We start from the raw sequence: 26,378 nt of genomic DNA on the forward strand, positions 1-26,378 counted from the left end.
AGTCCTATTTTACAAACTACTCTAAATAATCAATTCTTTAAAACCGTAGGTTTAGACAGCCTGTCGGCAAAATATATGAAGGCACATAATTCTTAAAGAACCGCCGTGTACCAGACCGGTACGCACGGTGGTGTGAGAGGTCGGGAAAATTTAATTAATTTTCCCTCCTACTCGATTATGATTAAAAACATTCCCGATTGTCATATTGAAAATCCTGGTTAGCAATAGAGAAAGAAGAGTAAATTGAGGATAATTATATTAGACTTTCAAAGAGTATAGATTTTGAATTTATCCGACCTTCTACCAATGCGAATACTCTCGCTTCTTAGGTGGAAGATAAGTACTGGTATGAGTCTGGATAAGTTTTTCAACTAAAGAATAAGGATTTCTAAGAAGCAAAGTTTCCAAGAATTCTCTTAATTAAATTCATCTGAATCTAAGAATCACTTGATAGCATAAGGAAGGAGCGAAAACAAAAATGTTAAAACTGAAAAAAACTTTAATTATAGCATTATCAGTTTCTATTGTTGCTTTAGGGCTTATAGGTTGTCAGAAAAGAAAGAATGAAAAAGCAACTTCAAACAATTTATTAAACCAAGAGAGTGTTGAAAGTAATAAGGAAAGAACGGATTTAGTTATTGCAGTTGACACTGGAATGGTGGAAAACGGATTTGATCCTACTACTGGTTGGGGGAGGTATGGTTCTCCCTTGTTTCAAAGCACACTTGTGAAAAGAGGTGAGGACAATAAGATCGTAAATGATTTGGCAACGAACTATAAAGTTTCTAATGATGGGTTAACTTGGACCTTTAATATTCGTAAAGATGTAAAGTTCACAGATGAACAGCCTCTTACTGCAAAAGATATTGTATATACTTATAATACGACAGCAAAAAGCGGTTCAGTTGTTGATTTGAATATTATAGATTCCGTAACACAACAGGGAGATTATACCATAAACTTTAAATTAAAACATCCTCAGTCAACTTTTATTAATATTGTTGAGAAACTTGGCATTGTTCCAAAACATGCGCATAATGATAAATACCGTGACAATCCAATTGGATCAGGACCATTTAAACTTGTACAGCTGGATAAAGAACAGCAGTTTATAGTTGGAGCTAATACAAATTATTATGGAGACAAACCCTTCTTTAAAAAATTAACTTTTCTATATTTAAATGAAGATGCAGGTTTAGCAGCGGCAAAGTCAGGCAAGGTAGACATTCTTTATGTCACTCCAACCCTTGGAAAAGAAAAGATTAAAGGTATGCATCTTTTAGAAGTTCAATCAGTAGATAATAGGGGTATTATATTCCCTTATGTAAAATCTGGGCATAAAGGAAATAAGGGTAATCCAGTTGGTAATGATGTAACTTCAGATTCTGCAATTAGAAAGGCAATCAACTTTGCTGTTGATAGAAAAAGTTTAGTAAATGGTATATTAAATGGTTTTGGAACAGAATGTTATTCCATATGTGATGGACTTCCTTGGTATAATCCAGATTCCAAAATTAAAGATGCAGATATTGAAAAGGCAAAGAAGATTTTAGTTGATGGAGGATGGAAAGATACTAATTCTGATGGCATTCTCGAAAAGAATGGTTTAAAGGCAGAATTTACATTACTTTACCCATCTAATGATGCATTAAGGCAATCCCTTGCTTTAGCTGTAGCAGATCAAATGAAGCCTATTGGTATCAAGATTAATGTAAAAGGAAAAGGCTGGGATGAAATACCCAAGAGAATGTATTCTGATGCTGTGATGCTTGGTTGGGGTAATTTGAGTCCCCTTGAGTTATACAATGTATATAGCAGTAAGACAATGGGATTAGAATTTTTTAATTCTGGTTATTATTCAAATCCAAAGGTTGATGAATATCTGAATAAGGCTTTATTAGCTTTATCTGAAGAAGAAGCTAATAATTATTTCAAAAAGGCTCAATGGGATGGAATAACTGGATTTAGCGCACAGGGCGATGCACCTTGGACATGGCTTGTAAATATAAATCATTTATATTTTGTACGTGATGATTTAGATATTGGTGAACAGAGAATTCAACCACATGGTACAGGTTGGCCAATCACAGATAACATTGCAAAATGGAAATGGAAAAATTAGGGTGGTTATATGAGGAAATTAAGTATAAATGTTTTATGGAAGCTGGGCCGACTGGCTTCCTTTTTATGTATCGTTTGTCTTATATCTTTTTTGCTTGTGAGACTATCGCCTTTGGATCCAGTAAGATCTTTTATTGGGGCAGAGGCTACATTAGTGGGAGAAGAGCAGAGATTACTTATAGAAGAAAAGTGGGGATTAAATGCCCCCATACTTCAGCAATTTGGGAAGTGGTTTGTTGAAGTGCTGCATGGAAATTTTGGAATTTCCATGATCTATAATCAACCTGTGTTAAATGTGGTTTTAGAAAAGCTATTCGCTTCTATTTTGCTGATTTTTACTGAATGGCTTGTTTCAGGATTGGTTGGATTTTTACTTGGTATGATTGCAGGAATACATGAAAATAAATGGATTGATAAAATACTAAAAACAGTTTTTCTCACTATTCTTTCTGCACCTGTGTTTTGGTTGGCAATTATTATTATGATGATTTTTGCTGTTTGGCTAGGATGGTTTCCAGTAGGGCTTAGTGTTCCTATTGCAGTATTTAGTGAAGATGTAACTTGGATGGAACAACTTATGCATATGATATTACCTTGCTTTACTTTATCTATTACTGGAATTGCTAATATTGCAATGTACACTAGGGGAACATTTGTTGAGATTCAAAGTGAAGATTATATACTCTATGCCAAGGCTAGAGGAGAAAGTAAAAAACAGCGACTTAAATTTCATGAGATTAGAAATGCGTTAATTCCAAGTATCATGTTTCAATTTGGTTCCTTTAGTGAACTTTTAGGAGCATCCTTATTGGTAGAGCAAATTTTCTCTTATCCTGGACTGGGGAAAGCTACAGTAGATGCAGGATTACGAGGAGATGCGCCATTGTTATTAGGTTGTGTGTTTTTTAGTGCAATTATTATTTTTGCTGGTAATTTAGCAGGAGAAATAATAGCTTATTTTATTGATCCAAGAGTAAGAGAGAAGGTGTCAAAATGAGTGTACGTAAAAAATTTATTTTATTATCTATTGTTTTTATTATTGTCATAGGTATATTTGCTTATTTCAATTATTTTGTAAGTGATAAAACAATTTCCGTTCATTTAGAGTTGAAAAATCTAGAACCATGTAAAGAACACTTTTTTGGCACAGATTGGCTTGGTAGAGATATGTTTGTAAGAACTATTAAGGGAATGAATATAAGCATGAAAGTTGGTATTATTACAGCTTTTTGTAGTACAGCAGTTTCTTTGATTATGGGATTATTAGCATCTGCTTTTGGGAAAGCAGGTGATGAATTTATTCTTTGGATGATTGATTTATTTTTAGGAATTCCTCAATTATTGGTTTGTGTATTGATTTCTGTTTGTGTTGGAGGAGGGATGAAAGGTGTAATTGTTGGTGTTGCTGCAACTCACTGGCCTAATTTAGCTAAAGTTATTCGCATGGAGGTAATGAAAATTCGTGAAAGTGATTATATCGTATTTTCAAGGCAGGGAGGTAAGAATAAAATGTGGATCGCTATTCAACATTTTATTCCTCATATTATTTCAAAGCTTGTGGTGGCAGTAATTGTTATGTTTCCACATGCAATTTTACACGAGGCATCTATTACTTTTCTAGGGTTTGGTTTGTCACCACAAATACCTGCAATTGGTATTATTCTTTCAGAGGCTACTAAGTATTTATCCAGCAGATTATGGTGGCTGGCAGTTTGTCCAGGAATAGTACTTCTTATAGTTGTAAAACTATTTGATTCCCTTGGAACTAAATTATCTATGATTTTAGATTGTCATAGTGCTCAGATGTAGGAGGGGTAATATGGAATTATTAAGTGTAAAAGACTACTTACTTTCATTTATTCAATATGATAAATGGTTTACTAGAAAGAAAGTAAAAGTATTAAATAATATAAATTTAACGATTCATAAGGGAGAAATTGTTGCTATTTTAGGAGCAAGTGGCTCAGGGAAAAGTGTACTGGCACATGCTATACTTGGAATTTTACCAAATAACCATTGTTCAAGTGGAAAAATCTTTTATCAGGGAAAAGAACTTAAATCTGAAAAATTAAGAGGTAAAGAAATTTCTTTTGTGCCCCAATCTGTTAATTATTTAGATCCAATTATGAAAATAGGTAATCAAGTAAAAATAGGAATAAAAGATTATAAAGGTAGAGATAGCAAAGTTCATGCTTTATTTGAAAAGTATGGCTTAAAGAAAGAAAATGAAATTTTGTATCCACAGCAAATATCTGGAGGTATGGCAAGACGTGTACTCATTGCTATAGCTATGAGTCAAAAAGGAAAGTTAATTATTGCAGACGAACCAACAGTAGGACTAGATAGAAAAAATATTAAGAGAATATTAGAAAGTATTAAAGACATGGTATCTGATGGCTCCGGGGTTCTTATGATTACTCATGATATATCTTCAGCCCTTAAAATAGCAAATCGTATTGCTATATTTTATGATGGAAAAATTATTGATATTGCAAAAAGAGAAGATTTTTGTGGTAAGGGGGAGAGGTTAAAGCACCCATACACATGTGAGTTATGGAATTCTATGCCAGGAAATGATTTTATTTATCAATCATCTATAAAGGAGGGATGGATATGATTCAAATACAAGACCTGTGCTTTGCATATGATTCAAAAGAAGTACTAAGTCATGTGAACTTTACATTATCTCCAGGTGAATGCATTGGTTTACTTGGAGAGAGTGGATTAGGGAAAAGTACCTTTGCTAAGCTTATGTGTGGAATTTTAAAGCCTACTAGTGGACAGGTTTTAATTGATGGAATAAATGTACAGAAAATTAAAGGAATTAAACCCAGCCAGCTTATTTTTCAGCATCCAGATAAAGCAGTTAATCCAAAGTGGCGTATGATTAAAACCTTAAATGAAGTATGGAATGTGGATGAAAGAACTATAAAAGATTGTGGAATCAAGGATATTTGGATTTCAAGATATCCAAATGAATTGTCAGGAGGAGAACTACAAAGATTTTGTATTGCAAGAACTCTTCATCCATCTGTGAAATATTTAATTGCAGATGAAATGACAGCTATGTTTGATACTATTACGCAGGCCAAAATTTGGAGCTTGATGCTTAATATTTCAGTAGAAAGAAATCTGGGACTTTTTATAATTAGTCATGATGAGGCATTACTAAAAAAACTTTGTAATAAAGTCTATGTTATTCGAGATAAAGGCGAGATAAAGGATTGTACATAAAAGAAATGAAAGGAGAATGCTAAATGGCAAAGGAAAAAGATACATCTATAGATCAATTGAAAGAACTTATGAAACCTTATAAAGATGGATTTATAAAATCTGTTATTTTAGCCAGTCTTGGAGTTTTTTCGGGAATGATTCCCTATTTTATAGCAGCTAGAATTGTTGGAAAGATTGTTAGTGGAAATAAAGATTTTCAAGGGTATATTGCATTGTTTGTGATAGCAGTTATAGGAGTTGTTCTAAAGACGTTGTTTATGAATCTTTCAACAGCGTCATCTCATATTGCTACTTATAATACTTTAAAGGATATTAGAATTAAAATGATTAAAAAGCTATCTAGTATGCCAATGGGTTACATTTTGGAAACCCCATCAGGAAAGTTAAAAAATACAATTGTGGATAGGGTAGAAAGCATGGAAACAATTTTAGCCCATTTAATTCCTGAGATTACATCAAATATATTAATTCCCATTGTTATTGTTTTATATATTCTTTATTTAGATCCACTAATGGCATTAGTGGCGTTGGCTACTGTACCAATAGGATTTTTATGCTTTAAGGGAATGACAAAAGGCTATACAGAAAGATTTAAAAAAATGATTCAAAAGGTTCGTACTATGAATTCTACCGTTATTGAATATGTAAATGGTATAGAGGTTATTAAGGCATTTAATCAGTCAGCAAAATCCTATGATAAGTATACAAAAGCTGTTAATGACAATGCTCGGTATGCTGTAGATTGGATGAGTGACACTCAAATTTATAAATCTTTAAGTTTTTCTATATGGCCAGCTGTTTTGATTGCGGTATTACCATTTGGTTGTTATTTCAATATGCGAGGTACACTTTCTGCTGAGAATTTAATTACCATTGTTATATTATCTTTAGGGCTTATCAGTCCAATTATGGATGTTATAAATTATACAGATAATGTTTCTCAATTAAAAACTATTATAGGAGAAGTAGGAAATTTTTTAAATCAAGTTGAGCTTAAGAGACCAGAAATATCAGTTAAAATTCCAAATACTAATATTGAAATGAAGAATGTTTATTTTTCCTATGATAGGAATCCATCACTGGAAAATATGGTTATAAAATATATCAATTTAAACATTCAACCATCTACGATAAATGCTTTTGTTGGGCCATCTGGTGGAGGAAAATCAACTATTATAAAATTAATTGCAGGATTTTGGGATGTAACAAAGGGAGAAGTTATTATAGGAGGTATTAATATTAAAGACATTCCTCAAAGTGAGCTCATGGATAAAATTGCTTATGTCTCTCAGGATAACTATCTTTTTGATGATACTGTAATGGAAAATATCAGAATAGGCAAAAAAGGAGCAACAGAGGATGAGGTGATAAAAGTAGCAAAAGATTGTGGATGCCATGATTTTATTATGGGTTTAGAGAATGGATATAATACGGTTGTGGGCGGTAATGGAGGTCACTTATCCGGTGGAGAACGTCAGAGAATTGCCATTGCTAGAGTCATGCTAAAAGATGCTCCTATTATTATTTTAGATGAAGCTACAGCTTATACAGATCCTGAAAATGAAGCTATTATTCAAGAAGCAATCGCAAAGCTTATTCAAGGAAAGACACTTCTTATGATTGCCCACCGTTTATCTACTATTGTTGATGTAGATTGTATCTTTGTCATCAAGGATGGCGAAATCAATTCCATGGGAACACATGAAGAATTATTAAATAGTTCATTATTATATAGCACCATGTGGAGAGCACATATTGATGCTAAAGATAAAATGTAAGGAGGAACATATATGTTAGTAACATTAAAAAAGATATTTCAATTCTCGGAAAAGTATAAAAACTCTATTATCCGCTCTGTAATCTTAAATATTATTCACTCTATTTTTGATTTCATGCAGTTATTTGCTTTAGTTATTGTACTTAAAGGGTTGATAGGGAGTATGAACTGGTCAATTTTATGGGAAGCTTTTATAGTTATGCTCATTAGTATTATTGGGAAAGTAGGCACTAGTTATGTAGCAAACTTAGATCAGACAAAAGCAGCGTATTATATGTGCGCTGATAAAAGGATTTATATCGGTGATAGAATGAAATATATGCCAATGGGCTATTTTAATAGTCATAGTTTAGGAGAGATTACATCTGTTGTTACAACAACAATGAGTGATATTGAAAATAATGCAGTTTTAGTCTTAACCAAAGTGTTAAATGGATATATTCATGCCTTTGTAATTGCTATAGGAATGTTATTCTTTGATTTTAGTATTGGGCTCATTGTTATAGTAGGTATTTTATTGTTCTTTAGTGCAAATAGTCTATTACAAAGAAGAGCTCACAATGATTCGAAAAAAAGACAGATTGCACAGGCAAAACTAGTGGAATCAACCTTGGAATACATTAAAGGTATGATGATTGTCAAGTCATTTAATTTAGGAGATTGTTCCAATAAAAAGGTAGACAAAGCCATTGAAGAAAGTAAAGATAAGAACTTGGCTCTTGAGGATGCCTTTATCCCATATATTGCTCTTCAACAGTTGATTTTAAGATTAACTAGTGTTGTGATTATGATTGTTGCGGTTTATCTTTGTGTGACAGGAAATATGCAAGTCAGTTATTGTTTATTAATGGTTATTTCATCTTTCATGATTTTCAGTAAACTGGAAGCAGCGGGAAGTACAGCATCTATGCTTCGAATAATTGATGTTTCTATTGATAAAGTAAATGAAATTGATGATATACCTGTTATTGATACAGATGGGAAAGAAATTATACCTAATAACTATAACATTGAAATGAATCATATTTATTTTTCTTATGATGAAAAGGAGATATTAAAAGATATTAGTCTAAAGATTCCAGAGTGGACTACAACTGCTATTGTAGGGCCATCTGGAAGTGGTAAAAGCACTTTGTGTAATTTGATAGCTAGATTTTGGGATGTGAATAAAGGGGATGTTTCTATAGGTGGATGCGATGTAAAGGACTATAAATTAGATAGTTTACTTTCTAACATAAGTATGGTTTTTCAAAAAGTGTATCTATTTAATGATACTATTGCTAATAATATAAAATTTGGTAAATATGGTGCAAGCAAGGAAGAAATCATAAACGCAGCCAAAAGAGCACGCTGTCATGATTTTATTATGAGATTGCCCAATCAGTATGATACCATCATTGGAGAAGCAGGATCAAGCCTTTCTGGTGGTGAGAAACAACGTATTTCTATAGCAAGAGCTATGTTAAAGGATGCACCTATTGTTATTTTGGATGAAGCAACTAGCAATGTAGATCCTGAAAATGAAAAATATATTCAAGAGGCTATGGAAGCGCTGACTAAAAATAAGACTATTATTATGATTGCTCATCGTCTAAAGACCGTGCGAAATGCTGATCAAATAGTGGTTATTGATGAGGGAAAAATGGTTCAAAAAGGAACACATGATGAACTGATGCAAGAAGAAGGAATTTATATGAACTTTATTAATGTTCGAAAAAAGGCAGTGGGATGGAAACTAAATTAATGAGAGCTAAGTTATGCCATTGCATCAATCAATAAATTAAATAATGTAATAAGGAGAGGAAAAATGAAAGATATAAGAGAAAAATTACTTACTGAATCTCCAAGAAAATTGATGTTTCAACTTTGTACACCTGCCATTATTGGTATGGTTGTCATAGGTTTATATTCCTTTATGGATGGAGTATTTGCAGGACAATTAGTTGGAGAACAAGCTATGGGAGCCATATCTGTTGCTTTTCCATTAACTTTTTTTAATAGTGGAATTTCTACATTGATTGGAGTTGGATCTGCTTCAATTTTATCTAGGGCTATAGGAAAAAAGAATCAAAAAATCATTGACACTATTATGGGGAATTTGATTGCATGGGTGATTTTATTTTCCACTGTAATTATGATACTGGGATTAACTTTTACAACACAGCTTTTACAAATAAGTGGAGCTTCCGGGGAAATTTTAGAACTTGGAGTCCGCTATCTTAGAATTATTTTTATTGGTTCTATCTTTGTAAACTTTGCTCAAAGTGCAAATATGGTAATACGTGGAGAAGGCTTAATGAAAAAAGCCATGTTAATTATGGGATTTGGAGCAATTTTAAATATTATTTTAGATCCAATCCTAATGAAAATTTTTGGAGACATGGCAATAGAAGGGGCGGCAATTGCAACGGTGATTTCTCAGATAATACAAGCCGTACTTACCTTGAATTATTTTAAGAAAAAGAGTAAAGTAGTTAAAATTAATAAAATTAAAATAGATAAAAATATTAAATCAGAAATGTTTTCTGTAGGGTCATCTGCTATGATGATGCAAGTGTTGATGTTCATTCAACAGACACTACTCTATCGTATGGCATTTAAATATGGGGGAGATAATCAGGGAATATTAATGGCAGCTAATCTTAGAATTTATGCTTTTTCCTTTATTCCACTTTGGGGAATGTCTCAAGGATTACAACCTGTTGTGGGAACTAATTTCGGGGCAGGTTTTTATGAACGTGTTAAGAAAGCCAACAATACTTTTATTGTAGGAGCCACTGTTTTGGCTTTGGTATTTTGGATTCCTATAGAATTTTTACCAAAACAAGTTTTAAGTTTATTTATTACCAATGAGAATTTAGTTTTATCAGGAATTGAGAATTTTAGAACTTTTTATAGTTCATTTCCCCTTTACGGAATATTGGTAATAATGATTGCCTTTTTTCAATCCATAGGAAATGGAAAAACAGCAGGTTTGTTAGTCATGTTCAGACAAGTTATTTTATTCGTTCCAGCTATTCTGTTATTGCCGAAAGCTTTTGCATTAACAGCTGTTTGGTTTACACAACCATTGGTGGATACACTGATTATAATAGTTGGAATTGTTATAATGTTTAGACAATATAAAAAGATGGTAAGCAAATTTATATCGTCAGGCATAGAGCAGAGAAGGTAATCTAAAAAGTCAGTATTATAGCTGGCTTTTAATATTTAGTCTTATGAATTTTTTAAAATTTTTATTGAATTAGAAAAAATTAAATGGATGACATTATATAGTTAAAAATGGTATAAAAATTAATTTACGTTACATAATATACATAGGAAATAATAGTTAGAGGTGGTAGTTATAAAAAGTAGAAATGATATGAGATTTGTTGTTGGAGTTATTTGGATTATTTCCTTTGTTGTTATGTGGAATATATTTAATGTCCTTTTGCCTAAGAATGAATTTAAAATTCAATTAAATCAGATAGAAGAAAGTGTATCAAAAAAAGACTGGAATCAGGCTAGAAAATCTATGGTACAGTTAAAAAATATTTATAACAGAAATAGGATATTCATACAAGCAAATAATGCTACAGAAATTCTCACAACTTTTAACTATACAATGGGGCAGTTAGATGTTTCAATACAACATGAACAGAATGCAGCTCTTGAATATATTGGTGGATTAAAGTCCTCACTAAATCTTGTTATGAGACCATTTTCAGGACCTTGATTAGGTTATATATGATATAAAATATAAGCATAATTGGAGGAGCATAATGATTGATTTTTTAACTTTTACTATAAGAGTTATCTTAGTTTTTTACTTTACATATCTTTGTACTAGAGGATTAACTAAAAAGGCAATGGCACAAATGACTGCTTATGAGGTAGCTGGGCTTATGATTTTAGCTAATGTAGCTGCTGAACCACTAGTAGATAAAGTTACTATAAAATCAGTTTATGGTGCTGGATTATTAGTAATTTTGATGATTATCAGTACTAGATTGGCATTTAAAAATGCTCTTACACCTATACTGGAACATACTCCAACTGTCATTATTAATAAAGGAAATCTTAATATGAAGGCGTTGAAAAGTACAGGGTTAAGTTTAAATCAATTAGAGGGATTAATTAGGCAGCAGGGATATGACAAAATATCTGATTTGGATACAGTTATAATGGAACCTCAAGGCAATATTTCTGTTTTTCCTAAATCTGAAAATAGACCTGTTACATTAAAAGATTTAAATATAAAAACATATGAACAAGGCATCACTATACCATTAATAATGGATGGAGATATTTTATATACGAATCTGAAGCATATAAAAAGAACTAAAGATTGGTTATTACAGGAATTAAATAAGCAGGGAATATTAGATTATAAAAAAGAAGTAGGAATTGCAGAGCTTGATACAAGTTGGCAACTAAGTGTTCTAAAAAAATAAATAAATATATGTATTTATTTTCATTTAGTTATTAAAAGGAGGAGAGAATAAAAGAAATGGAATTAAATTGGATATGGCAGTCAATTCTTATATTTATTATAGGAACATTTATTTTAAGAGTAGGTGGAAGAAAATCAATTTCTCAAATGACAATATCACAAACCATTGTGATGATAGGGTTAGGCTCATTGCTCATTCAGCCCGTATCTGGAAAAGGATTACCTATTACTTTTCTAGCTGCATTTATGTTTACATTATTAATGATAATTACCGAGTATTTGGAAATAAAAGTTGATTTTTTAGAAACATTATTTTCTGGTAAAGCAGTAATTGTCATCGAAAATGGCAAACCCCATATTAAAAACTTAAGAAAACTTAGAATGACAGTAGATAAACTTGAAACCCGTTTAAGGCAGGCGGGAATATCTTCTATAGAAGATGTAAAGTATGCAACAATTGAAGTAAGTGGGCAGCTTGGATATGAATTAAAGGATAACAAAAAGCCTGTAACACAAGAGGAATTTATGAAGTTAATAAATGAAATATCTCAAATAAAGGCAATGGCTCTGAACAATACAAGGACTCAATTAAACGAAAAAAATAATATTTTTCAAGAGATAAAAAATAAAAAGTTTGAGGGGAACAAAAATGAACCATAAAAGTATATAAAAAAGCACTTGAATAATTTCAGGTGTTTATTTTATTGATAAAAGTTATATGAAATGGGTAATTTAGCTTCTTCTATAGAATAAGATTTTAACGAATTATATGGTAAAATATAATAAAGGTTAGGATAAATATTAAAATTCATTTAGGAGGCGATAGATAATGTCGCGAATGACAAAAAAGGGACTTGCTGCTTCATTGAAAAAATTAATGATAAAAATACCACTTGAAAAGATTACTGTAAAAGATATAGTAACAGATTGTGGTGTTAATCGCCAGACTTTTTACTATCACTTTCAAGATATATATGATTTGTTGGGATGGATTTACAAAACTGAAGCCTTAGATGCTATCGCTGATTATAAAACTTATGATACTTGGCAGCAAGGATTTTTGAAGACTTTCCAATATGTTGAGAGGAATAAATCCTTTAGTATTAATACCTTTCATTCTTTAGGAAGAGAACATTTAGAGCAGTTTCTGTATAGTGTTACTTTTGATTTGTTAATTGGCGTGATAGAAGAACTGTCCAATGGAGTTAATATTTCAAAAGAAAACAAAAAATTTATTGCAGACTTCTATAGTTACGCTTTCATTGGTTTATTGCTGGTATGGTTAAAATCGGGGACACAAGAAAAGCCAGAAAATATTATAGAAAAACTTAGCAAACTCATTGATGGTGACATAAGAAGAGCAATAAACAAATATATGCAGGAATAGGGATAATAGATTTAGTATTATCCCTAATTTTTTGTCTATAAATAAAAAGGTTGTAAACTTAAAATTACAATCTTTTTTAACGTAAACTTATAAATTGTTTATTTAACAAAATAATATGTATAAAGATATAATAAAGTATAAAGTATATTTTATACAAAGGAAATTTATATAATTATATCTACAATAGGATTAAAAAAATAATAATTGGCAATATAGTAAAAGGAGGTTTTCAATACAAACCTATCACTTAAATATGTTGCAAAAGGAGTGGAATTGTGGATATAAAAAAAGGTGATAAAGTACAAATATTAGACAATAGTCAGTGGCATCAAAAAATTGGATTATGCACGGAAGTAGGTCATGATATAGCAGTAGTATTTTGTGTTCAATTTCCATTTTGGAGGTATTATGTTACGGAAGAAAATAGAGAAAGTGTAAGAATAATAGGTAACTAATAAATATGAAATTATATTACTGAATTCTATAAAGCTTATGTAGGAAAAAAATAATATACTCATACAATATAATTATTTTAAAAGTAAACCCTGGTTAATCCAGGGTTTATATAATCAAAGAGTTTTTGGTTAAAATTACTAGATGTATGTATTAAAAAAGTATAAGGGGCGATAATATGGCATATACAGATAATTTTATAAATGGTGTTAAATATGGGGCAATAGCTTCACAAAAGAAATATAAAATACTGGCAAGTATAACAATAGCTCAGGCAATATTGGAGTCAGCTTGGGGAAAGAGTGCACTAGCACAGGAAAGTAAAAATCTTTTTGGTATAAAAGCTATAGGGGAATGGAGAGGAATAAAAAAACTTTATTCAACCTATGAATGGTATAATGGAAGAAAAATTAAAATAAACGATTATTTTAGAGTTTACAATTCCTACGAAGAATCTATAGAAGATCATGCCTTATTTTTAGTTAATAATTCTAGATATAGGCAAGCAGGACTTTTTAGTGCAAAGAATTATATAGGACAAGCTAATTCACTACAAAAAGCAGGATATGCAACAGATCCTAATTATGCAAAGACACTTATTAATTTGATAGAACAATACGAATTAAACAAATATGATAATTTAGATAATAGCTTTATTAAGATAGATGGAGGAGCGTATGCTTCATATAATAGCGGTTCTCCTGGCTTAAATTTAATTATTAGAGATTATTCTAGTGATATAGTAAGAGTTTTTGCTTGGGTGGATAATGATAAAGGAGCAAGTTGGGCTTTTGATATAGAACCTCCTAATAATAACTATAGAGAGCTTAAAAAAAATTGTAGTAAAGTTATTACAGTTAGAAATGGTGGATATACTTTTTCAAAAGGGGCTAAATATAAGATAAAGGTTAAAGCATATAATAAAAATAGAGAGATAGTTAAAGAAAATGATATAGTTATAAAAATACCAGAAAAATAAGATTAAATTTAGTGGCTGTCGCATTAAGGAATTTACATACAATATACTGTTTTGCAAGCTTAAAGTTAACACAATATATTGTAGAATTTTTTCTTAGTGCGACAGTCTCTAATGAGGCCTATAATAATTTAAAAATTATGGGCTTTTTCTTTATGTAAAATTAAAATATAAAAATGTTCATGAAAAGTATAGGATAATATGATATAATTTCACTAAAACATATTATATTACCAATATAATTAATTTATTACAGTATATTGGTAAAGTGTTGTAGGAGGGGTAACTTGAGGAAATTACTTAAAAATTTAAAAGTATCTACTACTATAATAATTTTATCTATTGTTGCCATAATTTCCAGTTTAATAATTGGAACCTATGGCATGATTAGTACGAGTAAAATTAACGACAATGTTTCTATTATGTATGACCATGGCATAATTCCTATTACTAATGTATCAAAAATAAGAGAAAATTTTGTACTTATAAGATTGAATTGTGCTAATGCAGATTTAAATTTTGATGAAAAATACATGGATCTTATAGATCAAAGTGACAAAGAAATAATGAGAAATCTTAATGAATATAAGTCCTATTGTGATGATGAAGAGTCCAAATATTTAAAAGTATTTCAAGATAATTATAAAAATTATTTGGAGATAGCCAAAAAATCAGTTATATTATCAAAATCGGGTAAGCCTTTATCAAAGGTAGAGGCAGACAAAATAACAGAAATGGGAGCCAAAATAGAAAAGTCATTAAATGATCTACAGGATTACGATATTAAATTAGCAGAAAAGGATAAAACAGAAAGTAATCAAATATTTGTTAAGAATAGAAGTATACTCATTGGGATTATAATTTTTTGTATTATAATTTTTGCGTTGCTATCTGTTAGAACTGTTAAAAATTTTAATGGATTCTTAAAAGAAATAGATGGTATATTAAAAGAAATGTCTGCAGGAAATTTAGATTTAGATATTAAAAAAGAATGTGAAAATGAATTTGAAGAAATGAAAATGTATATACAAAGTACAATAAACAACTTTGGAAATATTATAAAGAGTTTAAAAAACAAGAGTAATTCAATAAATAGTTCTTCAGAAAACTTAAGTACTATATCAGAAGAAATGGCTTCTTCTTCTGACAATATATCAGCAGCCATAAGTGATGTAGCTAAAGGAACTGGGGATCAAGCAGGGAACTTAGTTGATATAACTAATATATTAGATGATTTTGCAAATTCCATCAAAGAAGTAGTCAATGGACTAGATGAAGTTAATAATATTTCTAATGAAATTGCTATTACTGCTAATAGCAGCAGTAATAAAATGAAAAATTTAGAGGGATCTTTTGAATATGTAGGACAATCCTTTAAAAATTTCGTTCAAAAGATAGATAGTTTAGGGAAAAATATAAATAAGATAGATGAGATAACTGTTCTTATAAATAATATATCAGAACAAACAAATTTACTTGCACTAAATGCAGCAATTGAAGCTGCAAGAGCAGGAGAATCAGGTAAAGGTTTTGCTGTAGTTGCAGAGGAAATAAGAAATCTAGCGGAACAAAGTAAAGAGTCCTCAAATAACATAAGTATTCTTATAAGTGAAATATCAAAGGAAACTAAAAATATTGTAGATGATACGGGCGACATAGATGGTAAACTGAAGGATTCTTCAGATGTAATAAAAGATTCATTAGATTCTTTTGAAAATATTATTATATCTATTGAAGAAGTAGTACCTAAAATAAATCTTTTAAATAAGTCAGCAACAGCTATAAATGAAGAGAAAGATAATATATTTGAGAAAATAGAAAGCGCTTCTTCTATTGCAGAAGAAATATCAGCATCTTCAGAGGAAATATCAGCATCTTCTAATGAAATGAATTCTTCCTCAAGAGAGGTAGCAAAAACAGCTAATGATTTGCGAGGACTTACAAATGAATTGATAGGAGAAATTAATATATTTAAAATTAAAGAATGAAAAATTTAAATTATTATGCATCATTTTCCTTACTTAAATCGTCTAATAGTTACAGAAGGATTTTTAACATGAATAAGGAGGATTTTAAATGATTAAGAAGAGAATAATTTTGGTATTGACTTGTATTACTTTAGCATTGCCAATTACAGGAGTTGCAGCAGCAGCGAATATACCTGTAAATCAGGAAAAAATGGTGATTAGTAACAATGAAAGTATAAAAGTTGATATTAGTAGTGCTGAAGGAGAAATACTAGATATAATAGCAGTTAATAATGGGATAATAGCTAAAATGAAGAATATTAATATTTCTATTGATGATAAAAGTGAAATAATAGATGAATTTAATGGAAAAAAATTAACTAAAGAAGATTTAAAAAAAGGAGTAAAAGTTAGGGCTTTTTACGGACCAGCGGTTACCTTAAGTATTCCACCAATGTCTTATGGAAGAAAAATTATGGTTGTATCTGAAAATATGGATAACTTAGAACAAACTGTAGGAGATATAGCGAGATTTAACAATAAAAAACATGCTTATATAAAATCTAAAGATGAAGCTACATTTACTTTTATTACAGAAAAAACTGAAATTGTAAATGATAAAGGAGAAAAATCATCTATTGAAGATATAAATGTAGGAAGTAAGCTAAGATTATATTTTAGTGAAAAAGACGAAATGATAAATCTAATAGGATACTTACCTAGTATTTATATGCCAGAAAAAGTTGTGATTTTAGGTAAACAAAATGAAAGTTTATTAGCAACAGAAGGAAATATAAGTAACCTACTTAACAATAAAGATAGGGTATCTATTCTTGTAAAAGGTAAAAAAGTTACAGAACAAGGATACAGTGAAATAAGACTTAACTTAGATAAAAATATAAAGATTATAAGTGCTAAAAATAGAAAGGAATTATTATGTAAAGATTTAAAAGAAGGGCAACATATATTAGTATATTATGATAGAAAGGTTACAAGAAGCCTGCCTCCTATAGGAAACTGTAGAGAAATAGTAGTTTTAGAATAATAAAAAATCAGCGAAAAAGTTCGCTGATTTTTAACTTCTTTTTTTGCCATTAATATTTTCAATTTCAATTTTTATTACTTTTGTTTTATGAGCAGCTCTTTTTATATATTCTATACCTTGAGGAATATAATTAGGTGAATATTTTTCTATTATGGATTGAAGAGCTGTTTCTTTTTCTTCATTTTCCACTTCATATGCTTTACCGAAGACTATAGTACTTTCATATTTTGTACTAAACTTTTCAGGAAGAGTCTCAGTTTTCCCAACTACACAAAAAGAAACTTTATTATTTTTTTTCATACTATCTAATTTAAATCCTTCAATGGCACAATGAAAATATATGTAATTATCAATTAATGTATAGCTTAATGGAACTCCATAACCATAATCATTTTCTCCAACTAAAGATAAAACTCCATATTCACCATTTTTTAATAATTCAAAGGCATCTTTTTCTCCTAAAGCTCTATCCTTTTTTCTTATTTCTCTAAACATTTTAATCCTCCCATATAATTTATATTATTTAATAATCATTTTAAGTGATGACCTTAGGTAATAGTCAATAGTTTTTTATAAATTCTTATTAATTTATATTTTTATATAGTGAATATATAATACATTACCATGGAAAAGCTATTACAATAATGAAAGAAAAGCGTCAAAATTAGAAGATTAATGAATATAAAAAGTAATATAGCTATATAACCATAAAATAATCAGGTTGATTTATAGTTTGCTATGAAATAGAATTAAGGTAGATTTAAAATTGAATAATAAGTTATAGGTTTTTTTATAGAAAAATTAAAAGGGAATGTGGTTAAAAGCCACAACAGCCCCCGCTACTGTAATAGCAGACAAATCGGATAAACCACTGACGATAAGTTGGGAAGGAAAGAAGAGGATGAAGCTAAAGTCAGGAGACCTGCCTATAACTTCGCAGCAGTCTTTCGGAGGGAAGGAATTTGCGGTATCGATAATTTAAGTGTACACTATGGATATATTTTTTTAATTATATGTAATACTTTTGTATTATATTATTAAGCTGAGAAATTTATATCTGAAATATATTTGGATACTGTAAAAGACTTCTCTTGAGAAGTCTTTTTTAATTTTAAATAATAGTTATTCTATGAAAGAAGGGAAATTATGAATAATGAGCCTGTAATAAAAAGAGAGAATTTTTGGAAAAGGATTTTTTTGGTGAGTATAGGAGGTTTAATATACGCGTTAGGAATAAATATATTTATTGCTCCACACAAATTGTTAAGTGGGGGAATTGCAGGTATATCTCTTTTAGCTCAATATATAACTAATATACCATCAGGATACTGGGTATTTATATTAAATATACCTATATTTATATTAGGCATAAAAAAAGTAGACAAGGATTTTGTATTTTTTAGTTTGGTAGGTACTGTTACTGTTTCTTTATTTCTACTTTTAACTAAAAATATATCTAATTTTTTAGTAGTGGATGATTTAGTTATATCGACTGTATTTGGAGGCATAATAAGTGGTATAGGTATGGGGTTGGTATTTAGGAGTAGAGCTTCTCAAGGAGGGACAGACATAATTGCTGTTATAATAAGAAAGAAAAATGGAGCCAAAATGTCTACTTTATATTTTTTATTAAATGGAGTTATAGTACTTTTAGGTGTATTTGCTACTAGCTTTAAATTAACGCTATATACAATAGTTTTAATGTATATAAAAGCTACTATAATTGATAAGGTTATAGAAGGGTTTGATCATAAGAAAATTGTTATGATAGTAACAGAGAAAGAAAAGGAAATATCTGATATGATAATGCATCAAATAGGAAGAGGAACGACCTATCTTTATGGGGAAGGGGGGTACACTGGAGAAAAGAAAAAGATAATATACTGTCTGTTAACTACAAAAGAATTAAATAACGTTAAAAAGTTAGTTGAAGAACTAGATTATAATGCTTTAGTATCTATTTCAGAAGCAGAAGAAATAAAAGGAAAAGGATTTTTAAAACCAGCAATTTAGTACAGCTAATAATAGTATTGTAAAATATTTAACTTATAAAATTTTAAAAATCTATTGAAAAAAGATTTTTAAAGTAGTATAATTCATTTAAAGTTTTGTAATTTAGCGTGATAAATTAGTAAAGTAAAATTGTTTTGTTTTTGTGTAAAGTAAGTTTTTACTTTGAAAGGAGAATGTAAAATGATCAATATAGTTGTAATGAAGTCAAAGGTTGAATTCCATCATCATAGATAAAAGGGTTTGTAATTTGAACTAACAATAGTTCATAGATGCAATCCCTGATTTAGTTGCCTAAGTTTCAGGGATTGTATCTATGATGGTTTTATATATAAAGAAAAGCCATATAGGTATGCCTATATGGCTTTTTATATTATCAAAATATAAAGAGTAGGTGAATATAATGGAATTTTTAAAAATTAAAGATGAGATAAATTATTCTGCTAAAAGATATAAAATGATAAAAATGTTAGAGGATATGTTTTTAAAAGAAGGATTTATTCAAATTCAGCCATCCACTTTTGAACAGTGGGATAAATTTACGGAAATCAACAAAAGGATAAAAAAGGAATCTACAGTAAAGGTATTAAATAATACCTCTGAGGTTTTTATATTGAGATCTGATATAACTCTTAATATAATTAAGAATTTAATACCAAGATGGGAAGAAGACTTAAAACTTAAGTTATTTTATACTTCTACAATTTATAGAAATAAGGATGAAGCAAATATTAAAGAAATTATACAAACGGGAATTGAATATTTGGGAGAAAATTCATTTAAAGGAAATAGAGCTGTAGTAGGAGTAGCGTTAAAAGTTTTAAAGGAATTTAATGATAATTTTATTTTAGAAATTGGCAGCAGTAAATATGTGAATGGAATTTTAAATGAGTTGCATTTAGATGAAAATGCTGAAAATCAGTTGAAGAACTTAATTTACAGAAAAAATAAGTTTGAATTGATTAATTTAATACAAACTTTAAATTTACCAAATGAAATGTATGAGCTTTTATCTAACATTTTAACTTTTCAGGGTAACTTAACAGAAATTATATCTATGACTAAAAGTTTTTATACCAATGAAGAAATGAAAAAAGCTATAGAAGAACTTATAAATCTAAATAATTTTATAGAGGAGAATGGATATAAAAAATATATAAATTTTGATTTATCTATGGTTACAGAATTAGATTATTATGATGGATTAATTTTTAAAGGATATTATCCAAATTGTTATAGAGAGATTATAAGTGGAGGAAGATATGATTCCTTAACAAAAGAATTTGGTAAAAAAGTCTCAGCTATAGGCTTTTCTATAAATTTATATGGGTTAATGAAAAATTATTATAAAGGAAGGTGATAGAAGTTGAATTACATTACTATAGCTCTTTCAAAGGGTAGACTTGGAGATGAAGCGTATAAAGTATTTAATAAAGCGGGCTTGGGAAATTGTATAGATTTAGATTCAAGAAAACTTATTTTTAAAGATAAAGAAAATAAAATAAATTTTATATATGTTAAGCCTACGGATGTACTAACTTATGTGGAAAAGGGAGTAGCAGACTTAGGAGTGGTTGGAAAAGATGTGATTTTAGAAAGTGATAATGATGTATATGAGATTTTAGATTTAGGATTTGGAAAATGTAAATTTTCTATAGCTGGTATAAAAGGCGAAAGTGTTTATAAAAAAGATGAAATATTAAGGGTAGGAACTAAGTATCCAAAAGTTTCGCAAAAGTATTTTGATGAAAGAGGTCAAAAAATTGAAATAATAAAACTTAATGGCTCTGTAGAACTAGCACCTTTAGTAGGTCTTTCTGATGTAATAGTAGACTTAGTGGAAACAGGAAATACATTAAAGGCCAATGGACTTCAAGTAATTGAAGATATGCTCCATATAAGTGCTAAGCTTATATGTAATAGAGTAAGCTATAGATTTAAATTTCATAGGATACAAAACATTACTAAATTATTAAATAATATGGAGGGATAACTATGATTAATATAATTGAATTTGAAAAGGATAGAAAATTTTTAAAAAAGCTTTTATCAAGAAGTCAATTTGAGTTTTATGAGGTAAACAAAGTTGTTGATGAAATTTTAATAGAAGTTAATAGAAGAAAAGACGAAGCTGTAAGAGAATATACATCAAAATTTGATGGAGTCCTATTAGAAAATTTTTTAGTATCAGATGAAGAAATAGATAATGCATTTAATAACATAGATAAAAATTTAAAGGAAGATTTAGTGAAGGCAAAGATAAACATAGAAAAATACCATAATAAACAAATAAGAAATTCTTATACTTTTTATGAAGGAGAAGATATTATTCTAGGACAAATAGTAAACCCTATAGAAAAAGTAGGTATATATGTTCCTGGTGGAAGTGCAGCTTATCCATCTACAGTATTAATGAATGCAGTACCTGCAAAAATAGCTGGAGTTAAAGAAATTATTATGATAACTCCACCAAATAAACATGGAAAGATTAAGGATTCTATACTTGTAGCAGCATCTATAGCCGGGGTAGATAAAATATATAAAGTTGGAGGAGCACAAGGTATAGGAGCACTAACCTTTGGAACAGAAACAATAGCGAAAGTAGATAAAATAGTGGGTCCTGGCAATATCTATGTGGCTATGGCTAAAAGAAAGGTTTCTGGTTATGTAGGAATAGATATGGTGGCTGGGCCTAGTGAAATTTTAATAATTGGAGATAGATACACTAATGCAAAATATGTAGCTGCAGATTTAATTTCACAAGCAGAACATGATGAAATGGCGGCTCCTATTTTGGTTACAAGTTCACAAATTCTTGCTAGAAATGTGGTAAAGGAGTTGGAAATACAGGTAAATGCTCTCCAGAGAAAAGATATAATAAAAAAATCTTTACAAAACTATGGAGCAATTATTATAACTACATGTTTAAGTAAATCTATAGATATAGCTAATGAAATAGCACCTGAACACTTAGAAATACTAACAAAGAATCCCTTTGATATATATAGAAGAATAAAAAATGCTGGTGCAATATTTATTGGAGAATATTCACCAGAACCAGTGGGAGATTATTTTGCAGGAACAAATCACACTTTACCTACTAGTTCTACTGCTAGATTTTCTTCACCTCTTTCAGTAGATGATTTTATAAAGAAAACTTCATTAGTTTATTATAGCAGGGAAGCACTTAGAAAATCTAAAGATTCAATTATTAGGATTGCAGAAGATGAAGGATTAACAGCTCACGCTAATTCAATAAAAGTTAGATTTCAGGAGGAGTAGTTTATGGAGTTAATAAAAGAAAGTATAAGAAATTTAAAAGAATATGTTCCTAATAACTTTAAATATAAAATAAAGCTAGATGCTAATGAGGGCAAAAACATTTTATTTAAAGATATATACAAAGAAGGAATTAAATTTGGAGAAGATTTTAATATAAATTTTTATCCTGATAATGAGGCCAACATTTTGAGGGAGGAAATAGGCAAATATATAAATATAAATCCGACAAACATAATAGCTGGCAATGGTTCAAGTGAAATGATAGAACTTATAATAAAAACTTTTGTAGATAAGGATGAAGTTATTTTAAGTTTTGTTCCTACTTTTAGTATGTATTCAATATTTAGCAAAATATATTCAGCTAAATTTATGGGACTTAAAAGTAATGAAGACTTTTCTATAGATATAGAACTTTTAATAAACAAGGCTAAAGAAGTTAACCCTAAGGTTATTATTTTATGTAATCCTAATAATCCAACAGGATATTTGATAGATAAAGATTATATAAAAAGGCTATTGGAAAATACGGACTCAATAGTAGTAGTAGATGAAGCTTATATAGAATTTGCAGGCGATTCTATGGTGAATGAAATAGGAAACTATAAAAATTTAATAGTTTTGAGAACTTTATCAAAAGCATTGGGACTTGCAGCTGTAAGACTTGGATATATGGTATCTAATGAAAAAACAATTAACATAATAAACAAAGTAAGATCTCCATACAATTTAAATGCTTTAACCCAATATGTAGGTGTAATGGCGCTTAGAAATAAAGATAAAATTATCAGCTATGTAGAAGAGGTAAAAAAAGAGAGAGAATTTTTATATACTAAGCTAAATAGATTAAGAATTAAGGCTTTCAAATCTTATGGAAATTTTGTGTTTTTTAAGTGTGAAACTAGTGATTTAAAGTATAAGCTTGCAGAGTATGGAATACTTATAAGAGATTTTTCAGAGGATTTAAAAGGATACTTTAGGGTTACTGTAGGAAGTGAATATGAAAATAGGGAATTTATTAAATGTTTAAAGGAGATAAAAGAAAATGAGAAAAGCTAAGGTTGAAAGAAAAACTCTTGAAACTAGTGTAGCTGTAGAAATGAATTTAGATGGCAGCGGCAAAAGTGAAATTAATACAGGTATTGGTTTTATTGATCATATGCTTACTCTAATGGCTTTTCATGGTTCTTTTGACTTAATAGTAAATTGCAGTGGAGATTTGTATGTGGATGACCACCATACTGTAGAGGACATAGGTATAGCATTAGGGCAGGCTTTTAATAAGTGCTTACGGGAAAGAGTAGGTATAAAAAGATATTCTAGCGTTTATATACCTATGGATGAAGCCCTATGCCGTATAGTTTTAGATATAAGCAACCGTCCTTATTTAGTTTTTAATATAAACTTTGAAAGAGAAAACATAGGAAGTATGGATACACAAAACTTTAAAGAGTTTTTTAAAGCTTTTGTAAGTGAAGCTAGAGTAACTCTCCATATAAATGTTTTATATGGTGAAAATGATCATCACAAAATAGAGGCTGTATTTAAAGCTTTTTCTAGGGGATTAAAAGAAGCAATACAGGTTATTTCATGTAATGTATCATCATCAAAGGGGGTTTTATGATTGAATATAATAATAGATTATGGACTTGGGAATATAGACTCTGTAAAGAGAGCTTTTAAAAAAGTAGGGATAGAAACTAAGGTTTCAAAAGATATAGATGAAATTAAAAATTGTAATTCAATTATTTTGCCAGGAGTAGGAGCTTTTAGAGATGCTATAGATTCATTAAGAGGTATGGGGCTAATACCAGTAATAAAGGAACAAGTAGAAAAAGGAAAATTTATAATTGGAATATGCTTAGGTATGCAATTACTTTATGATAAAAGTTATGAGAATGGAGAGTATGAAGGATTAGGTTTAATAGAGGGAACTGTAGAAAAAATAGATGTAGATTTGAAAATTCCACATATGGGATGGAATAATATAAAATTTTATAAGGATGATCCAATATTAAAATATATAAGTGAAGATGAATATGTATATTTTGTACATTCTTACTATGCAAAATCTACAAATAAAGAATTGGTATGTTATACCAAATATAGCATTAATATTCCTGCTATTGTAAGAAAAAATAATATTTATGGAATACAATTTCATCCAGAAAAGAGTTCTCAAGTTGGACTTAACATACTAAAAGCTTATGGGGAGATGATAATATGATAATTTTTCCTGCAATTGACATAAAAAATAATAAATGTGTAAGACTTTCTCAAGGAGATTTTAATAAATTAAAGGTATATTCTAATGAACCCTTTGAAATGGCGGTAAAGTGGAGAGAACAAGGAGTTTCATTTTTACATCTAGTAGATTTAGATGGAGCTAGAAGCGAAGAGTTTATTAATAAAAAATCCATAGAAAAAATAGTAAAAAATATAGGACTACCTGTTCAAATAGGAGGAGGCATAAGAAGTATAGAAAAGGTGCGAAGTCTTCTAGCTATGGGAGTAGAAAGAGTAATTGTGGGGACCATAGCTGTTGAAAATAAGAAACTTTTAAAAGAATTAATTTCTAAATATAATGAAAAAATAGTAGTTTCTATAGATGCTAAAGAAGGAAAAGTAGCAACAAGGGCCTGGGAAGTAGTAAGTGAGATTTCTTCTATAGATTTATGTAAAGAACTTGAAGACATAGGAGTAAAAACAATAGTTTATACGGATATTTCTAAGGATGGTATGCTAGGAGGACCTAATTTTGATATCTATAAAATATTATCAAAAAAAACTAAGTTAAATATTATTGCCTCAGGAGGTATAACAAGAATTGAAGACATATTAAAGCTTAAAGCAATGAATATATATGGAGGAATAATAGGAAAAGCTTTTTATGATAATTTATTAGATTATAAGGAGGTTGAAAAATGCTTACAAAAAGAATAATACCTTGCTTAGATGTGAGCAATGGTAGGGTAGTGAAAGGACAAAAATTTGAAAATATAGTAGATGTAGATAGTCCAGAAATATTAGGAAAGTATTATAGTGATTTTGGAGCAGACGAGCTTGTATTTTATGATATAACCGCTTCCAATGAAGAAAGAAAGACCTCCTTGAAGTTTGTTCAAAAGGTAGCTGAAAATATTAATATACCGTTTTGTGTAGGTGGAGGAATTTCTTCAATTGAAGATATTACAAGTATTTTAAGAAGCGGAGCGGATAAGGTTTCTATAAATTCTGCTGCTATAAAAAATCCAGAATTAATAAGACAGGCATCTTTAACATTTGGCACACAATGTATAGTATTATCTATAGATGCTAAAAAAAATAATGAAGGTTCTTGGATTGTTTATATAAAAGGTGGAAGAGAAAAAACAGATTTAGATGCGGTAGAGTGGGCAACAAAAGGAGTTGAGCTTGGAGCGGGAGAAATAGTGGTAAATAGTATAGATGAAGATGGAATGAAAAATGGCTATGATGTTGAGCTTTTAAGAAGAATAACGTCTTCTGTAAATGTACCTGTAATTGCATCCGGTGGCGCGGGAAAAATGGAGGACTTTTATAATGCAATAGAATATGCAAAGGTGGATGGAGTGCTTGCGGCTTCTGTATTTCATTTTGGAAAAATGAATATCTTGGATCTTAAGGAGTATTTAAAAGATAAAAATATTGAAGTGAGAATATAGGAGGCTTTATT

26 protein-coding genes and 1 riboswitch are annotated in these 26,378 nt (G+C 29.6%); of the genes, 25 read left to right on the forward strand and 1 reads right to left on the reverse strand.

The genetic code is table 11. The features are described from left to right. The first annotated feature begins 478 nt into the window (after nt 1-478). The 16 genes from J2Z24_RS13445 (at nt 479) to J2Z24_RS13520 (ending at nt 17,395) form a co-directional block, all read left to right on the forward strand. Nucleotides 479-2,122: an ABC transporter substrate-binding protein gene (locus J2Z24_RS13445; protein ID WP_173702721.1), complete on the forward strand. Its 1,644-nt coding sequence runs from the start codon at nt 479-481 to the stop codon at nt 2,120-2,122. A gap of 9 nt (nt 2,123-2,131) precedes the next feature. Beyond that, nucleotides 2,132-3,118, forward strand: coding sequence for an ABC transporter permease (locus J2Z24_RS13450; RefSeq protein ID WP_035152308.1), 987 nt, complete (start codon nt 2,132-2,134; stop codon nt 3,116-3,118). After that, nucleotides 3,115-3,930, forward strand: coding sequence for an ABC transporter permease (locus tag J2Z24_RS13455; RefSeq protein WP_035152310.1), 816 nt, complete (start codon nt 3,115-3,117; stop codon nt 3,928-3,930). The genes J2Z24_RS13450 and J2Z24_RS13455 overlap by 4 nt, the downstream gene beginning before the upstream one ends. A gap of 10 nt (nt 3,931-3,940) precedes the next feature. Continuing rightward, on the forward strand, nt 3,941-4,738 hold the full coding sequence (locus J2Z24_RS13460; RefSeq protein WP_051593440.1) for an ATP-binding cassette domain-containing protein: 798 nt from the start codon (nt 3,941-3,943) through the stop codon (nt 4,736-4,738). After that, entirely contained in the window at nt 4,735-5,355 is a 621-nt protein-coding gene (locus tag J2Z24_RS13465) for an ABC transporter ATP-binding protein (protein WP_035152312.1), read from the forward strand. The genes J2Z24_RS13460 and J2Z24_RS13465 overlap by 4 nt, the downstream gene beginning before the upstream one ends. A 23-nt stretch (nt 5,356-5,378) precedes the next feature. Continuing rightward, nucleotides 5,379-7,133 (forward strand): ABC transporter ATP-binding protein, encoded by a 1,755-nt coding sequence (locus J2Z24_RS13470; protein WP_035152314.1) that lies wholly within the window; start codon nt 5,379-5,381, stop codon nt 7,131-7,133. 12 nt (nt 7,134-7,145) lie between these two features. Continuing rightward, nucleotides 7,146-8,876 carry an ABC transporter ATP-binding protein gene (locus J2Z24_RS13475; RefSeq protein WP_035152315.1) on the forward strand — a complete coding sequence of 577 codons (1,731 nt, stop codon included), beginning with the start codon at nt 7,146-7,148 and terminating at the stop codon, nt 8,874-8,876. Nucleotides 8,877-8,939: 63 nt separating this feature from the next. After that, nucleotides 8,940-10,307 carry an MATE family efflux transporter gene (locus J2Z24_RS13480; RefSeq protein WP_035152318.1) on the forward strand — a complete coding sequence of 456 codons (1,368 nt, stop codon included), beginning with the start codon at nt 8,940-8,942 and terminating at the stop codon, nt 10,305-10,307. 162 nt (nt 10,308-10,469) lie between these two features. Continuing rightward, nucleotides 10,470-10,850, forward strand: a complete 381-nt coding sequence (locus J2Z24_RS13485) for a DUF4363 family protein (protein WP_111947496.1) — start codon at nt 10,470-10,472, stop codon at nt 10,848-10,850. A gap of 46 nt (nt 10,851-10,896) precedes the next feature. Then, nucleotides 10,897-11,568 (forward strand): DUF421 domain-containing protein, encoded by a 672-nt coding sequence (locus J2Z24_RS13490; protein WP_035152322.1) that lies wholly within the window; start codon nt 10,897-10,899, stop codon nt 11,566-11,568. A 56-nt stretch (nt 11,569-11,624) separates the two neighbouring features. Beyond that, entirely contained in the window at nt 11,625-12,227 is a 603-nt protein-coding gene (locus J2Z24_RS13495; RefSeq protein WP_035152325.1) for a DUF421 domain-containing protein, read from the forward strand. A gap of 169 nt (nt 12,228-12,396) precedes the next feature. Beyond that, nucleotides 12,397-12,954, forward strand: coding sequence for a dihydroxyacetone kinase transcriptional activator DhaS (dhaS, locus tag J2Z24_RS13500; RefSeq protein WP_035152328.1), 558 nt, complete (start codon nt 12,397-12,399; stop codon nt 12,952-12,954). Between the two features lie 275 nt (nt 12,955-13,229). Then, nucleotides 13,230-13,409 (forward strand): hypothetical protein, encoded by a 180-nt coding sequence (locus J2Z24_RS13505; RefSeq protein ID WP_035152331.1) that lies wholly within the window; start codon nt 13,230-13,232, stop codon nt 13,407-13,409. A 176-nt stretch (nt 13,410-13,585) separates the two neighbouring features. Continuing rightward, on the forward strand, nt 13,586-14,386 hold the full coding sequence (locus J2Z24_RS13510) for a glycoside hydrolase family 73 protein (protein WP_051593441.1): 801 nt from the start codon (nt 13,586-13,588) through the stop codon (nt 14,384-14,386). A gap of 284 nt (nt 14,387-14,670) precedes the next feature. Then, entirely contained in the window at nt 14,671-16,371 is a 1,701-nt protein-coding gene (locus J2Z24_RS13515; protein ID WP_051593442.1) for a methyl-accepting chemotaxis protein, read from the forward strand. 88 nt (nt 16,372-16,459) lie between these two features. Then, nucleotides 16,460-17,395, forward strand: a complete 936-nt coding sequence (locus J2Z24_RS13520; RefSeq protein ID WP_035152334.1) for a hypothetical protein — start codon at nt 16,460-16,462, stop codon at nt 17,393-17,395. Nucleotides 17,396-17,425: 30 nt separating this feature from the next. On the opposite strand, the gene J2Z24_RS13525 is transcribed toward J2Z24_RS13520, so the two are convergent. Continuing rightward, entirely contained in the window at nt 17,426-17,890 is a 465-nt protein-coding gene (locus J2Z24_RS13525; RefSeq protein ID WP_035152336.1) for a pyridoxamine 5'-phosphate oxidase family protein, read from the reverse strand. A 270-nt stretch (nt 17,891-18,160) separates the two neighbouring features. Then, nucleotides 18,161-18,339, forward strand: a riboswitch (cobalamin riboswitch). Between the two features lie 202 nt (nt 18,340-18,541). Between J2Z24_RS13525 and J2Z24_RS13530 the strand changes: the two genes are divergently transcribed. The 9 genes from J2Z24_RS13530 (at nt 18,542) to hisF (ending at nt 26,367) form a co-directional block, all read left to right on the forward strand. Then, complete coding sequence (locus J2Z24_RS13530) at nt 18,542-19,408, forward strand: YitT family protein (RefSeq protein WP_035152339.1); 867 nt, start codon at nt 18,542-18,544, stop codon at nt 19,406-19,408. A gap of 400 nt (nt 19,409-19,808) precedes the next feature. Next, on the forward strand, nt 19,809-20,765 hold the full coding sequence (locus tag J2Z24_RS13535; RefSeq protein ID WP_035152342.1) for an ATP phosphoribosyltransferase regulatory subunit: 957 nt from the start codon (nt 19,809-19,811) through the stop codon (nt 20,763-20,765). Between the two features lie 6 nt (nt 20,766-20,771). Beyond that, on the forward strand, nt 20,772-21,398 hold the full coding sequence (hisG, locus tag J2Z24_RS13540; protein WP_035152345.1) for an ATP phosphoribosyltransferase: 627 nt from the start codon (nt 20,772-20,774) through the stop codon (nt 21,396-21,398). Between the two features lie 2 nt (nt 21,399-21,400). Further along, the gene (gene hisD / locus J2Z24_RS13545; protein ID WP_035152348.1) at nt 21,401-22,687 is read left to right on the forward strand and encodes a histidinol dehydrogenase; all 1,287 of its coding nucleotides are present in this window, start codon (nt 21,401-21,403) and stop codon (nt 22,685-22,687) included. A gap of 3 nt (nt 22,688-22,690) precedes the next feature. Next, nucleotides 22,691-23,743 carry a histidinol-phosphate transaminase gene (hisC, locus tag J2Z24_RS13550; protein WP_035152350.1) on the forward strand — a complete coding sequence of 351 codons (1,053 nt, stop codon included), beginning with the start codon at nt 22,691-22,693 and terminating at the stop codon, nt 23,741-23,743. Then, nucleotides 23,730-24,308 carry an imidazoleglycerol-phosphate dehydratase HisB gene (gene hisB / locus J2Z24_RS13555; protein WP_035152353.1) on the forward strand — a complete coding sequence of 193 codons (579 nt, stop codon included), beginning with the start codon at nt 23,730-23,732 and terminating at the stop codon, nt 24,306-24,308. Before hisC ends, hisB begins: the two co-directional genes overlap by 14 nt. Further along, nucleotides 24,309-24,911, forward strand: coding sequence for an imidazole glycerol phosphate synthase subunit HisH (hisH, locus tag J2Z24_RS13560; protein ID WP_035152354.1), 603 nt, complete (start codon nt 24,309-24,311; stop codon nt 24,909-24,911). Next, nucleotides 24,908-25,627, forward strand: coding sequence for a 1-(5-phosphoribosyl)-5-[(5-phosphoribosylamino)methylideneamino]imidazole-4-carboxamide isomerase (gene hisA / locus J2Z24_RS13565; protein WP_035152357.1), 720 nt, complete (start codon nt 24,908-24,910; stop codon nt 25,625-25,627). The genes hisH and hisA overlap by 4 nt, the downstream gene beginning before the upstream one ends. Further along, entirely contained in the window at nt 25,609-26,367 is a 759-nt protein-coding gene (hisF, locus tag J2Z24_RS13570; RefSeq protein ID WP_035152360.1) for an imidazole glycerol phosphate synthase subunit HisF, read from the forward strand. Before hisA ends, hisF begins: the two co-directional genes overlap by 19 nt. The last annotated feature ends 11 nt before the right edge of the window (nt 26,368-26,378 follow it).

The sequence above is a fragment of the Clostridium tetanomorphum genome, from assembly GCF_017873215.1.
GTDB lineage: Bacteria > Bacillota > Clostridia > Clostridiales > Clostridiaceae > Clostridium_AO > Clostridium_AO tetanomorphum.